Source organism: Musicola paradisiaca NCPPB 2511, assembly GCF_000400505.1.
In the GTDB taxonomy this organism is placed as follows: Bacteria; Pseudomonadota; Gammaproteobacteria; order Enterobacterales; family Enterobacteriaceae; genus Musicola; species Musicola paradisiaca.
Genome location: NZ_CM001857.1, coordinates 4145201 through 4157805, shown reverse-complemented (window position 1 = coordinate 4157805; position 12605 = coordinate 4145201). Strand labels below are relative to the sequence as shown.

Genomic DNA, 12605 nt, shown 5'->3' with positions numbered 1-12605 from the left:
AAGAACTGTGACGCTGATAAATGTGGCATCGTACCGTTTGCGGACGTCACAGCCGATAACAATCAGAAGAACGCTATGCAAAAACTTTTCTCTGATCTGCGTGCGCTGCTGGAACAACCTTCGTCCGCCCCGCGCTACATGCAGCTGGCCCATATGCTGGAACACTGTCTTCACCAACGCAGCGATCTGGCGGGGCAGTTCCTGCCACCCGAACGGCAGCTGGTTCAATTGCTGGGGCTGTCGCGAGTGACGGTTTCCCGATCGCTGGCGCTGCTGGAAGAAAAAGGATTGATTATCCGCCAGCAGGGCGTCGGAACCCGCATTGCGCCGTTGCTGGACTATTCGCTGGACGAGGATGAATCCGGTTTTACCGCGTTAGTGCAGCAACAGGGCGGTTCGGCCGGTAATATCTGGCTGGCGCGCCAGACGGATATCGCTGCGCCGGAAGGCTTGGCGCTACTGCTGCCGACCTTGTCCAGCCTGCGTATGACCAAACTGTATCGCGTGCGTTTGCTGAATGATGAACCCGCATCATTGGAGAGTACCTGGATCCCGCTGCATCTGTTGCCGACCCCTGAAGACGTGGAGACCTCGCTGTATCAGTATTGGGCGGCGCGCGGTATTTTTCCGGGACGGAAACAATTCTGGCTCAAGGCGTTGGGCGCACCGGATGATGTTGCATCCCATCTGAAGATTCCCACTGGCGCGCCGGTGACGTTTCACCGGCAACTGACCTACGGCGATAAAGGGGAATTGCTGGAATACTGCGAAATTTTTTGTCGCAGCGACATGTACGAATTCCACGTCTCCTGTTAGCCGGAAGCGACACGGCGCCCCCGGCTATGTGAGTGCGGATTCAGATTTTTTTATGCGTGTCCGAACGGGGGAGGTCGGGATCCTGGCCCAGCCGTTTACCACTATCCAGTGTGGCGATGGCGTCGATATCCTCCTGTTCCAATTTGAAGTCAAACACATCGATGTTTTCCCGGATACGGGACGGCGTTACTGATTTAGGTATGACGATCAAGCCTCGATCCAGATGCCAGCGGATGACAATCTGGGCCGGCGATTTGGCATATTTTCGCGCCAGCTGCTGGATGACCGGGTGGTCGAACACGCCGTCGCCGCCTTGCGCCAGCGGGCTCCAGGACTCGGTGCGGATATGGCGGGCGGCATTCCATTGGGCCACATCGTGCTGCTGGAACAGCGGGTGCAGTTCGATTTGGTTAACAACCGGCAACACGCCGGTTTCATCCAACAGGCGTTGCAGATGATGAGGTTTGAAATTGCAGACGCCGACGCTTTTGGCGAGCCCCTGCTCCTTCAGCCGCAGCAACCCTTGCCAGGCTTCCACGTAGTGATCCCGCTCCGGCAACGGCCAGTGGATCAGGTAGAGGTCGATATACTCCAGTTGCAGACGATTCAGGCTATCCTGCAGTGCCTGTTCCGGGGCCAGGTGGTCGGCATTCCAGAGCTTGGTGGTGACGAAAATTTCGCTGCGAGGGACTGACGTGGCCTGCAGCGCTTGACCGACGCCAACCTCGTTACGGTAGATAGCGGCGGTGTCTATGGCACGGTAGCCCGCTGCCAGCGCTTCGGCGACCGCATTAGCGGCCTGTTCATTGCTGGCGCGCCAGACGCCAAGCCCGAGCTGCGGCATCACATTGCCGTCGGACAGGGTAATCATTGGGGGGACAGACATGTGGCTCTCCTGTTGTGTTTTCCGTCTGAATGCCGGTGCGAGCCGGGCGACGATAAAGACAAAGACGCCGCCTGACGGCAGCGTCCTGGACGACTGACAAACCTTCTGACTTTACCCCGTTTCCCCGGCGGTAAAGCAACCGCCTAAGCCCGTTTTTGCGGGAGCGCACGGAAGAAACGGTTCCCGAAACGGCGCGGTGGGACGCGCCGATAGTATCGCCGCATTCCGTCAGAGAGCGGCTTCATAGACGCGCTGACTGTGTTCTAGCGTGATGTCGTAGTGCTCGCCGAGTGCGGTCAGGTTCTTCTCGTTGAGCTTGCTCACCAGCGTCGGAATTGAGCTGCCGTCCAGTTTATAGTCGGAGAAGCGGGTCGGAACGCCAAGACTTTCAAAGAAATGGCGGGTGGCGGCGATCGCGCCGTCGATGCGCTCATCATCGCTGCCTGAAGTCAGATTCCAGACGCGCTGCGCGTACTGCAGCAGTTTTTCCCTTTTTTGAACGCGACGCGCATTCAGCATGGCAGGCAGCACGATGGCCAACGTCTGGGCGTGATCCAGGCCGTGCAGCGCGGTGATTTCGTGCCCCAGCATATGGGTCGACCAGTCTTGTGGCACGCCAGCGCCGATCAGACCGTTCAGCGCCTGGGTCGCGCTCCACATCACGTTGGCGCGTACATCGTAGTTAGTCGGCTCTTTCAGTGCGCGTGGGCCTTCTTCAATCAATGTCAGCAGCAGCCCTTCCGCAAAACGATCCTGCACTTTGCCGTTGACCGGGTAGGTCAGGTACTGCTCGACGGTATGTACAAAGGCATCGACAACGCCGTTGGCGATTTGGCGTGGTGGCAGTGAATAGGTGACTTCCGGGTCGAGAACCGCGAATTTCGGGCAAACCAGCGGATTCATGAATGCCTGTTTGTCGCCGCTGGTCTTGCGGGTGATAACCGCGCCGGAATTGGATTCGGAGCCGGTAGCCGGCAGGGTCAGCACCACGCCGATGGGCAGTGCGCTGGTTACTTCCGCGCCCCGGGTCAGCAGGATATGCCAGGGATCCGCCTCCGCGGTGTAGTTGGCGGCAGCCGCGATGAACTTGGTGCCGTCCGCTACGGAGCCGCCGCCGACGGCCAGCAGAAAATCGATTTTTTCACGACGCACGATGTCGACCGCTTTCATCAGCGTTTCATAAGTCGGGTTGGGTTCAATACCGGAGAATTCCAGCACATAGCGGCCTTTGAGCGCGCTCATCACCTGATCGAACACGCCGTTGTGCTTGATGCTGCCGCCGCCGTAGGTCATCAGAATACGGGCGTCAGCCGGAATTTCCGCCGCCAGTCCAGCGATTTGTCCTTTGCCGAACAGGATTTTAGTCGGGGTGTGAAGGGTAAAGTTTTGCATGATTATTGATCCAGTTTGAAGCCTTGCTGCAAGAGCGCAGGGCGTACTTGAGGGTAGTAGATATGTTGGTAATAGCTGGCGGTATTGCTGCCCCAGGGCTCGCCATCACGGCGTCCGGTCTGTTCCCAGTGAGCCACCAGCGTCTGATTGTATTGTTCAATGGCGGTTTTCAGGTGTTCCTGATGGTAAACCTCGTCGTGACGAAAGGTGTTTAGCGGCAGACGCGGTTTTTGGTGCGCGGGTTTATCCACGTAGCCAAGCGCCAGCCCCGCCACCGGGAAAGTCAGCGACGGCAGTTGCAGCAGATCGATAATGGCCTGCGGTTGACGGCGAATGCCGCCGATGGGGACGATGCCAAGGCCAAACGAATGTGCCGCAGCAATTAGCGTTCCCAGGGCAATCCCGACATCCGTGGCGCCGGAAATAATGCTCTCCACGCTTTCGTGGGCGTGTTGAGTATTGCCGCTCATGTCGATGCCGGTGGCGGTTTTGTGCATGTCCAGCACCAATGCCAGGAAAACCGGCGCCTGCGCTATCCAGGGCTGCCCGCCTGCGAGTTCGGCGATGCGAGCGCGCCGCGCCGGGTCACGAATGACAATCACTGAGACTTGCTGCGAGTTGACGGAGGTCGGCGCCAGGTGTGCGGCTTCAATGATGGCGGACAGCACGTCTTCCGGAATGGGTTTGTCCTGATAGCTGCGTTCGCTACGGTGTTGAGTCAGTAATTCGATGGTCTGATTCATGGCTATCCCTGTTATATGGGGCGGGAAGTCGGGTGCGCGAGGCACTGACAGGATGTGCAAATATTCTCGGCCGATGCTAACGCGGCGGCAATGCTCATTTCTCTACATGTATTGCCTATTCCTGCAATCTTAAGAAGAAAAGGGTGATTAGGAACCCCGCATATGTCATTTTATTTCTATTGTCTGTAAGAGATGAATATATGCAAAACCATAGTCAACGTCAGCGATTAGTCAATCTGGCGATGCCTTACATCAGTCGCAACTGTGTAACCCAATCGCCAATATCGCAGGTCAAAATTATTTATGCCGATACGCACAGTGCGCGAACGCCGGTGCTGTATGACCCTTGTATCGTGATTATTTTTCAGGGGCACAAAGTCGGTTATCTGGGGGATAAAGTCTTTCAGTATGATCCGCAAAACTACCTGCTAATGACGGTGCCGTTACCGTTTGAATGCGAAAACTTCGCCAGCCCGGAGAGTCCCATCGTCGGCATTTCCATTCGGGTGGATATCCCGATGCTGCAGGATTTACTGATAGAAATGGGTGATGACGGCAGCATGAAGAAACAGCGGGCGGATACCTCCGGGTTCAGCAGCGTTCCGCTTAACGAGGCGCTGTTGTGCGCGGCCGAACGGTTACTAGAAGCGATGGCGGATGCCAGGGACGCCAGAGTGCTAGGCCCCTGGATTGTGCGCGAGGTTATCTACCATGTGCTGTGCGGGCCCTGCGGCGCGTCGCTGCATGCGCTGATGAACCGTTATAGCCATTTTGGGCAGGTAGCCCGCGCATTACGACATATTGAAAACCATTACGCCGATAGCCTGAGCGTAGAGCAGTTGGCTGGCGAGGTGAATATGAGCGTGTCGGCATTTCACCATAACTTCAAATCGGTGACTGGCACATCGCCGCTGCAATACCTGAAATCATACCGTTTACACAAAGCGCGCCAGTTGATGGTGCATAACGGCCTGCGCGCCAACGCCGCGTCAATGCAGGTTGGCTATGAGAGCCCGTCGCAGTTCAGCCGGGAATTTAAACGCTATTTCGGCACCACGCCGGGGGATGAAGTGGTCAAACTGCGATCCGGCGCGGTGGCGATTGAAGGGAACTAGGGCTGAATTCTCAGGCGGAGGGGGCGGCCACCTGTCAACGCGGCGCCCCGACGTAATGATCTGAATGGTAAAATCCGTGATATCAACCGGCGACGGTGCGTTTTTTGCGCCACAGCACCAGCAGCATGCCAACCAGGCCGCTTGCCAGTAAAATCACCGGCAGGATACAAAGTGCGGTCATCACCAGATCTTCATGACGTTTCACCAGCGGGATATGGCTGATGGAGTAACCCAGCGTGACGATACCGAAGACCCACAGAAAACCGCTCAACCAGTTGAAAAGTTGGAAACGGGAGTTGCTCAACCCGGAGATGCCGGCGATGGTGGGCAGCAGGGTGCGGACGAAAGCCAGAAAACGCCCGACCAGCAGCGCCGAGAGCCCGTGATGATGAAACAGATTATGCGTGCGTTGGTGGTAGTGCGCCGGCAACTGGTGCAGCCATTTCTTTACCAGACGAGTATCCCCCAGCCAACGCCCCTGCAGATAGCTCAGCCAGCAACCGAGGCTGGCCGCCAGCGTCAGCAGCAATACCGTGGGCATAAAATGCATCACGCCCTTGGCTATCATGGCGCCGGTCAATAACAGCAGGCTATCGCCCGGCAGGAAAGATGCGGGCAGCAGGCCATTCTCCAGAAACAGGGTGGTAAAAAGAACGCCGTAAATCACCCACACCACATGGGGATTGGTCAAGGCACTGAAATCCTGTCGCCACAGTGCCTGAATAATTTCATGAACAACACTCATAGTGCTTCCTGTCTGGTTTTGCTGTGACCCCCGAAGCTGCGATGTCTTCGCTTCTCACGTCTTAACAACGCAGGATCAAAAGAATAGGGGAAAAAAGGTAAATTTATAGTCATCATTGTTACGTTTCATCATACACGTATTACCTTTATGCCCGCAGCAGCTTCCAGGGGAAGGAAGAGATAGGGCTATCACATTTCCTGAATTCTCCCGAATCCGGCAGCCAGATCTTCAATCAGATCGCCGACATCTTCCAGACCGATATGCAGCCGGATGAGCGTCCCGCTGAAATCCACGCCGCCGGCCGGGCGGAGCGACGCCAGTTCTTCCGGTTGATTAGCCAGGATCAGCGATTCAAACCCTCCCCAGGAGTAGGCCATACTGAAGTGGCTGAAATGATCCAAATAGTGGGCCAATTGTTCCCGACTGAGTTTCTCTTTAAGTACGAAAGAAAACAGGCCGTTACAGCCGCTGAAATCGCGGACGAAAAATTCGTGGCCCTTGCAGCCGGGCAGCGCTGGGTGATTGACCACCGCCACTTCCGGGCGCTCCGCCAGCCAGCGGGCAACGCGCAGGCTGTTTTCCTGATGCTGTTGCAGACGCACGCCCAGAGTACGCAGGCCACGGCTGGCCAGATAGGCGCTGTCCGCATCCGCCATCTGCCCCATCAGATAGGACTGCTCCCGGAGCTGATCCCAGCAGCGGGCATTGGCCACCGCGGTGCCGATCATGGCGTCGGAATGGCCGACGATATACTTGGTGCCTGACTGGATGGAAATATCCACGCCCAGCTCAAGCGGGCGGAACAAGACACCCGCAGCCCAGGTATTGTCGATCATGATGACGATATCCGGATTGACGCGGCGTACCGCGGCGACGATCGCCGGGACATCCTGTACTTCCATGGTGATGGAACCGGGGGATTCCAGAAAAACCACCCGTGTGTTGGGCTGGATCAGGCTGGCGATATCGCCGCCGATCATCGGGTCAAAAAACGTGGTGGCGATGTTCATTTTCGCCAGCACTTTGTTACAAAAATCCTGAGTAGGTTCATAAGCGGAGCCTGTGACCAGCAGATGGTCGCCGGCGGAGACAAACGCCTGGATCGCGTTGGCGATAGCGGCGGCACCGCATGGGTAGAGTGCACATCCTGCGCCGCCTTCCAGTTCAGACATGGCATCCTGCAGCGCAAAATGGGTCAACGTACCGCGACGGCCGTAAAACAGCGCACCTTTGGTTCGGTTGATGGCGGCGTTCTTTTTGTCCTGAACGGTATCGAAAACCAGAGAAGACGCCCGTTGAATTACCGGGTTGACGGCGCCCTGGGTAACTCTTTTACTGCGTCCGGCGGCCACCAGTCGGGTGGCGATATTTTTACTTGTCATTCGGCATTTACCTGCTGCTAGCGATCCTGGCGACTTACGCGGAGAAATCGGTACGACGTGGGAATCTCTTACGTTATCACGACTGATGGGACAGGGGGACAATGTTTGCGCGGTCGGTGCGTTTGCCGCGGGATTTAGCACAAGACCTTATTAAGCGTGCGGTTTAAATGCGCAAATAATAATGAGAACGACTATCAATTAATCCCAGGTTTGGTATCATTTTCATCCGAATATGGCATGAGTTTGGATGATTGGTGGAGGTACAGCGTGTATACGGCTGACAATAATAGTAACCGGCGGGCGTTATCTGTATTACGGAGCGCCCGTCTTGTATTCCAGGTATGGATTCACCGCCTGCTGACGTTGGTACTGTTTTCTGGCGTGAGCGGCGCGGTGATCGCGGCGCCGGCGCCGCTGGCAGTCAACGGCGTAAGTGTGCCAGGCGCGGGTGAAAACAACCTGATGAGAATGGATCTCTCCGTGATGGGCATGTACCAGCATGCCGACGTGGTAGTAAAAACGGTGATGATCGGTCTGGTGGTGGCCTCGGTGATTACCTGGGCGATTTTCCTGAGTAAAAGCGCCAGCCTGATGAGCGCCAAAAACCGTATTCGCCGTGAACATCTGGCGCTGGAAGATGCCAGTACGCTGGACGACGCTGCAGATATCGCCGCCGTCTTCAAGCCCGGCAGCGTCGCGTTGCAACTGCTGGACGATGCGCGTAACGAACAGATGCTGTCCGCTCGTTCGGATGACAACAACGGTATTAAAGAGCGCACGGCGTTTCGCTTTGAGCGTCGCGTTGCGGCGACGGGGCGCCAGATGGGCCGCGGTACCGGTTATCTGGCGACGGTAGGGGCCATCGCGCCGTTCATCGGCCTGTTCGGAACCGTCTGGGGCATCATGAACAGCTTCATCGGTATCGCACATACCCAAACCACCAATCTGGCGGTAGTGGCTCCCGGTATCGCCGAAGCATTGCTGGCGACGGCTATCGGGTTGATAGCGGCAATCCCTGCCGTGGTGATCTACAACATTTTCGCCCGCTGGACTACCAGCTACAAGGCGATCGTCGGCGATGTGGCGGCACAGGTATTGTTACTGCAAAGCCGCGATCTCGATATCGCTGCCAGCGTGGGGAGCCAGATGGCTTCAGCGGCGCAAAAACTGCGGGTAGGTTGAGTCATGGCCATGCATCTCAATGACGGGCAGAGCGAAAACGGCGAAATGCACGATATTAACGTGACGCCGTTTATCGACGTCATGCTGGTGTTGCTGATCATCTTTATGGTGGCCGCGCCGCTGGCGACGGTAGATGTCCGCGTCAATCTGCCTGCCTCCACCGCTAAACCCCAGCCGCGGCCGGACAAGCCGGTATATCTGACAGTGAAAGCGGATCGGCAGCTGTATCTGGGCGAGGAGCCGGTGGCGGAAACCGCATTGGCGCAGGCATTGGAAGCCAAAACTCAGGGGAACAAGGAAACCACGATTTTCTTTCAAGCTGATAAGAGCGTCGATTACGAAACCCTAATGAGGGTGATGGATTCACTGCGTGATGCGGGGTATCTCAAAGTCGGCCTGATGGGGGCGGAAAAAGCGCGGTAACGCGCTTTTTTTTCGCCTGCAGGTTAAGCTAGTGAGTCGGGGTGCCGCCAGTGGATGCGGGTAGGGACGTAAATGCGGCTATCAGGCAAAGGACGCTCGTCAACCAGTGCGGTGATCATGTCGAAACTGTTGCGCGCCAGCGTTTCGCAGTCCTGCGCGATGGTGTCGATCTTCAGCGGCAGGCAGTCGAACAAATAGTGATCGTCAAAACTGCATAGATGCAGGTTGCTGTTCAGTAGATCGTGCTGATTGAGGTAGCGCAGCACGCCTTCCAGCAAACCGCAGGCGGCGGTGAATAACGCTTTAGGCGGCCGGCCCAGTTGGGCGCAGAGCTGGGCGAACATCTCGTAACCGGCGCTGGGATGATAGCTGCCGTGAATAACCCATTCCGTGCGACATTCGACGCCGGCGCGCTCCAGCCCAAGCTGAAAACCGGCCAGTCGGTCGCGTGTTGGGGATATGCGCGCCTGCCCGCCGATGAAATAAAACTCGTCGCTATGACGACGCGCGATTCTTTCCACCAGCGTAGCGGTGGACTCCACCGATTCGGTGATCACCAGGGGGAGGTCGGAATCGCCGATCACCCGGTCGAACTGCACCACCGGCAACTGTTGATTGATCTTCTGGTATTCCGCATCACTGAGCATGCTGGAGGCGACAATCAACCCATCGACCTGGCGCTGTATCAAACTGTTGACGGCCATCATTTCCTGACTGGCGTTTTCATCGGTACAGGCGATCAGCAACTGGATGCCCGCCTCGCGGCACAGACATTCCAACTCGCGGGAAATGACGGCAAAACCGTAGTTGGTCATTTCCGGCACCACCAACCCCAGCGTATTACTACGGCGGGAGCGCAGGGAACGCGCATGAATGCTGGGTTGATAACGCTGCTGCTGGGCAAGAGCGAGCACCCGGTCGCGGGTGTCGTCCGACACACGAAACTCTTTACTACGGCCATTCAGCACCAGACTGGCCGTGGATTTGGAAACGCCCGCCAGCCTGGCGATATCGCTGATAGTGATGCGTTTGGTCTGTTTCACCGCTTGATCTTTCGCTGCCTAAAGAAGGCCGTCATTCTATCACGCATGGGGACAACAACCAGTGCCGGAGCAGGATACTGCCCGACCCCTGGAAGCGGATCGTGGCGTCGCCGTCGGGGAAATAACGCGACGACATAACGGCCTGACCGTGATTGATAAAGATTTCCACGCTGGAGCGATCGCACAGGATCTGCAAGTGGTAGAGCGTTGTGCCGCGCCAGTAACGGTGCTCCGGTTCGCCCGTCAGCCGATGACGGCGGCTGAGTGAGAGGCGTTCGCCATCCCAGTTCAATGTCATCTGGTCGGCGAAATGCGCCTGGAATTCGCCCTGGATATCGAGCGATAGCTCCGCACTGCCTGCAGGGAGCGCAGGCGCATAACTCGCCGTCCCCTGCCACTGGTATTCGCGCAGGCGCAATCGTTGCAATTCGCGGGCCGGCAATTGGTAAAGCCGACCGTCGCGCAGCGTCAGTTCGCGCGGACAGGTCATGGTATGGATCCAACCGTGTGCGATCGTCGGTTGTTGAAATTCGTTCTGATCCGGCACGCCCATCCAACCGAACAGCAATCGGCGCCCATCATCGCTCAATGTCGTTTGCGGCGCATAAAACTCGAAGCCATGATCCAACTCATTGAATGCTTGATGGGTGAAGCGCCCTTGTTCGCCCTCCAGATGGCCGACGAAATAGCCGGACTGGTAGGTATTCAGATAGCGTTCGTCCTCCGCCGCCAGCCCCTGTGGACAACAGATCAGGACGTCCCACCCGTCGAGCGGGAACAGATCCGGGCACTCCCACATGTAGCCGAAATCGCCCAGGCCATTCAGCCGCGAACCGGCGATTTCACCCAGCAATTGCCACTGGCGCAAATTGTCGGAACGATACAGCAGAATTTTGCCCTGTAACGTCGCATCCTGCGCGCCCAGCACCATATACCAGCAATCTTGATATCGCCAGACTTTCGGGTCGCGGACATGGCCGGTATAGCCTTCCGGCAGCGTCAACACCGGGCCAAGTTTGTCGAACTCGCCGTCGGCATTTTCCGTCGCGAGGCACTGGTACGCGGTACGTGAGCCGTCGTCGTACTTGACGTTACCGGTATAAATCAGCGTCAGTACGCCGTTATCCGCCACGGCGGAACCGGAATAACAGCCATGGCTTTCATAGCGTTCTACTGGCAACAGCGCCACAGGTTCGTGGCGCCAGTGCACCAGGTCGGCGGAGCTCCAGTGGCCCCAACATTTGGCGCCGTGGGCGCAGGCCAAAGGATTCCACTGATAAAACAGATGGTAGCGCCCGTTATGCTGGATGAAACCGTTGGGGTCGTTCATCAGGCCCACCAGTGGTGACAGGTGCCATTGGGGACGCCAGGGATCGTAAGTCTGACGGGACTGCCCCGACATCAGGGTTTGCGCCATCCGTTTTAACAGGTGGATTTCCTTCATTATGCGTTGTCCGTTTTGTATTTCAGCAGGAACGACAGGACGAATGCGGCGCCGAACGCGATCAGCATGCCGATCAGATAGTTCAGGATAGAACCTGCCTGTACGATTGCCAGCCCTGGAATGCCGGTCAGCCCAACTGCCGTCATATTGACGTGGTTGGCGACCACCCAGGCGCCGCCCAGCGCACCGCCCGCCAGCGCCGCCAGAAACGGTTTGATGAAACGCAGGTTGATCCCGAAAATCGCCGCTTCGGTAATGCCGAGCAGGCAAGAGAGCGCGGACGGTACGGCAATGGCTCGGATTTTGGCATCTCGGGTTTTGAAGTAGACCGCCAGACAGGCGCCGCCCTGGGCGACGTTGGCCATGGCCCAGATGGGGAGCAGGAAGTTGACGCCAATCGACGGATTGCCCAGCAGCCCGGCCTCAATGGCATGGAAACTGTGGTGTACGCCGGTAATGACGATTGCCGAGTAAAGACCGCCAAACAACAGGCCTGCCAGCCATCCGGCATGGGTAATCAGGGTGTTGAGTACGAGAGAAATACCGTCGCCCAGCATACGTCCCGCCGGGCCGATCACCAGCATGGCCACGAAGCCTGAAATAATCACGGTCAGGAATGGCGTCACGATAATATCCAGCGCGTTCGGTACCACCCGGCGCAGCCGTTTTTCCACCAAACTCATAAACCAGACGGCCAGCAGCACTGGGAAAACCGTACCCTGATAGCCAATCATGGCGACATCCAGCCCGAACAGGCTCATGGTCTTGAAACCGCCGGCCACGCCCCAGGCGTTCGTCAGCGCCGGGTGAGTCAGGATGCCGCCCAACGTGGCGCCCAGATAGGGGTTGCCGCCAAACTCGCGTGCGGCGGTAAAGCCTATCAGGATTGGCAGGATGATGAATGCCGCCGAGCTGAACATATCCAGCATCACGAACAGTGCGCTGCCGGCATCCACCCAGCCGTAGGTTTTGATCATCCCCAACAGCCCCATTAACAGGCCGGAAGCCACGATGGCGGGGATGATGGGCACGAAAATATTGGAGAGCAGGCGGGCCAGCCGTTGTAGCGGATTGAGCTTCTGCGCCGCCAGCGTAGCGGTTTCCGCGGTGCTGGCCTCGCTGATACCGGCGACGTTGATAAACTCGGCGTAGACTTTGTTCACCAGGCCCGAACCAAAAATAATCTGCATTTGGCCCGCATTCTGGAAGCACCCTTTGACGCCCTCGACGTTTTCAATAGCGGCTTTGTCCGCCATCGCATCGTCTTTCAACACCAGACGTAAACGGGTGGCGCAATGTGCGGCGCTGGCAATGTTCTCTCTTCCGCCCAGCAAGGGAAGCAGAGTCGTCGCGGTGGCATGAATATCCATAGCATTCCTCGTTGTTGAAACATGTTTGCCGTACCGGCGGAATACCCGGCGTCGGTACGGCAGA

Annotated in this window: 12 protein-coding genes; 4 read left to right on the top strand and 8 right to left on the bottom strand. The window is 57.3% G+C overall.

Annotated elements, in window-relative coordinates; translation table 11 throughout:
- Window positions 1-75: 75 nt before the first annotated feature.
- Complete coding sequence (locus DPA2511_RS18525; RefSeq protein WP_023638503.1) at window positions 76-816, top strand: GntR family transcriptional regulator; 741 nt, start codon at window positions 76-78, stop codon at window positions 814-816.
- Window positions 817-856: 40 nt separating this feature from the next.
- On the opposite strand, the gene dkgA is transcribed toward DPA2511_RS18525, so the two are convergent.
- The 3 genes from dkgA to DPA2511_RS18510 all read right to left on the bottom strand — a co-directional run bounded on the left by dkgA (window position 857) and on the right by DPA2511_RS18510 (window position 3837).
- Entirely contained in the window at window positions 857-1702 is an 846-nt protein-coding gene (dkgA, locus tag DPA2511_RS18520) for a 2,5-didehydrogluconate reductase DkgA (protein WP_015855259.1), read from the bottom strand.
- Between the two features lie 228 nt (window positions 1703-1930).
- A complete protein-coding gene (gene yqhD / locus DPA2511_RS18515; protein ID WP_015855258.1) occupies window positions 1931-3094 on the bottom strand; it encodes an alcohol dehydrogenase in 1164 nt (387 codons plus the stop codon).
- 2 nt (window positions 3095-3096) lie between these two features.
- Window positions 3097-3837, bottom strand: a complete 741-nt coding sequence (locus DPA2511_RS18510; RefSeq protein ID WP_015855257.1) for an NADPH-dependent oxidoreductase — start codon at window positions 3835-3837, stop codon at window positions 3097-3099.
- A gap of 200 nt (window positions 3838-4037) precedes the next feature.
- On the opposite strand from DPA2511_RS18510, the gene DPA2511_RS18505 reads away from it, so the two are divergent.
- Window positions 4038-4952: an AraC family transcriptional regulator gene (locus DPA2511_RS18505; RefSeq protein WP_015855256.1), complete on the top strand. Its 915-nt coding sequence runs from the start codon at window positions 4038-4040 to the stop codon at window positions 4950-4952.
- A gap of 82 nt (window positions 4953-5034) precedes the next feature.
- On the opposite strand, the gene DPA2511_RS18500 is transcribed toward DPA2511_RS18505, so the two are convergent.
- Both DPA2511_RS18500 and metC read right to left on the bottom strand, forming a co-directional pair.
- Window positions 5035-5697 (bottom strand): DedA family protein, encoded by a 663-nt coding sequence (locus DPA2511_RS18500; protein ID WP_015855255.1) that lies wholly within the window; start codon window positions 5695-5697, stop codon window positions 5035-5037.
- A gap of 188 nt (window positions 5698-5885) precedes the next feature.
- Complete coding sequence (metC, locus tag DPA2511_RS18495; protein WP_015855254.1) at window positions 5886-7079, bottom strand: cystathionine beta-lyase; 1194 nt, start codon at window positions 7077-7079, stop codon at window positions 5886-5888.
- A 267-nt stretch (window positions 7080-7346) separates the two neighbouring features.
- On the opposite strand from metC, the gene exbB reads away from it, so the two are divergent.
- Entirely contained in the window at window positions 7347-8261 is a 915-nt protein-coding gene (gene exbB, locus DPA2511_RS18490) for a tol-pal system-associated acyl-CoA thioesterase (RefSeq protein WP_015855253.1), read from the top strand.
- 3 nt (window positions 8262-8264) lie between these two features.
- Window positions 8265-8684, top strand: a complete 420-nt coding sequence (exbD, locus tag DPA2511_RS18485) for a TonB system transport protein ExbD (protein ID WP_015855252.1) — start codon at window positions 8265-8267, stop codon at window positions 8682-8684.
- 23 nt (window positions 8685-8707) lie between these two features.
- On the opposite strand, the gene DPA2511_RS18480 is transcribed toward exbD, so the two are convergent.
- The 3 genes from DPA2511_RS18480 to DPA2511_RS18470 are packed head-to-tail and all read right to left on the bottom strand — an operon-like array spanning window position 8708 to window position 12541.
- On the bottom strand, window positions 8708-9727 hold the full coding sequence (locus DPA2511_RS18480) for a substrate-binding domain-containing protein (RefSeq protein WP_015855251.1): 1020 nt from the start codon (window positions 9725-9727) through the stop codon (window positions 8708-8710).
- A gap of 31 nt (window positions 9728-9758) precedes the next feature.
- The gene (locus DPA2511_RS18475) at window positions 9759-11171 is read right to left on the bottom strand and encodes a sucrose-6-phosphate hydrolase (RefSeq protein ID WP_015855250.1); all 1413 of its coding nucleotides are present in this window, start codon (window positions 11169-11171) and stop codon (window positions 9759-9761) included.
- On the bottom strand, window positions 11171-12541 hold the full coding sequence (locus DPA2511_RS18470) for a sucrose-specific PTS transporter subunit IIBC (RefSeq protein WP_015855249.1): 1371 nt from the start codon (window positions 12539-12541) through the stop codon (window positions 11171-11173). Before DPA2511_RS18470 ends, DPA2511_RS18475 begins: the two co-directional genes overlap by 1 nt.
- Between the last annotated feature and the right edge of the window lie 64 nt (window positions 12542-12605).

Coding starts and splice junctions, on each gene's coding strand:
- DPA2511_RS18470 (WP_015855249.1), bottom strand. CDS start 12,541: ATGGATATTCATGCCACCGCGACGACTCTGCTTCCCTTGCTGGGCGGA.
- DPA2511_RS18525 (WP_023638503.1), top strand. CDS start 76: ATGCAAAAACTTTTCTCTGATCTGCGTGCGCTGCTGGAACAACCTTCG.
- metC (WP_015855254.1), bottom strand. CDS start 7,079: ATGACAAGTAAAAATATCGCCACCCGACTGGTGGCCGCCGGACGCAGT.
- dkgA (WP_015855259.1), bottom strand. CDS start 1,702: ATGTCTGTCCCCCCAATGATTACCCTGTCCGACGGCAATGTGATGCCG.
- DPA2511_RS18505 (WP_015855256.1), top strand. CDS start 4,038: ATGCAAAACCATAGTCAACGTCAGCGATTAGTCAATCTGGCGATGCCT.
- exbD (WP_015855252.1), top strand. CDS start 8,265: ATGGCCATGCATCTCAATGACGGGCAGAGCGAAAACGGCGAAATGCAC.
- DPA2511_RS18500 (WP_015855255.1), bottom strand. CDS start 5,697: ATGAGTGTTGTTCATGAAATTATTCAGGCACTGTGGCGACAGGATTTC.
- DPA2511_RS18510 (WP_015855257.1), bottom strand. CDS start 3,837: ATGAATCAGACCATCGAATTACTGACTCAACACCGTAGCGAACGCAGC.
- DPA2511_RS18475 (WP_015855250.1), bottom strand. CDS start 11,171: ATGAAGGAAATCCACCTGTTAAAACGGATGGCGCAAACCCTGATGTCG.
- yqhD (WP_015855258.1), bottom strand. CDS start 3,094: ATGCAAAACTTTACCCTTCACACCCCGACTAAAATCCTGTTCGGCAAA.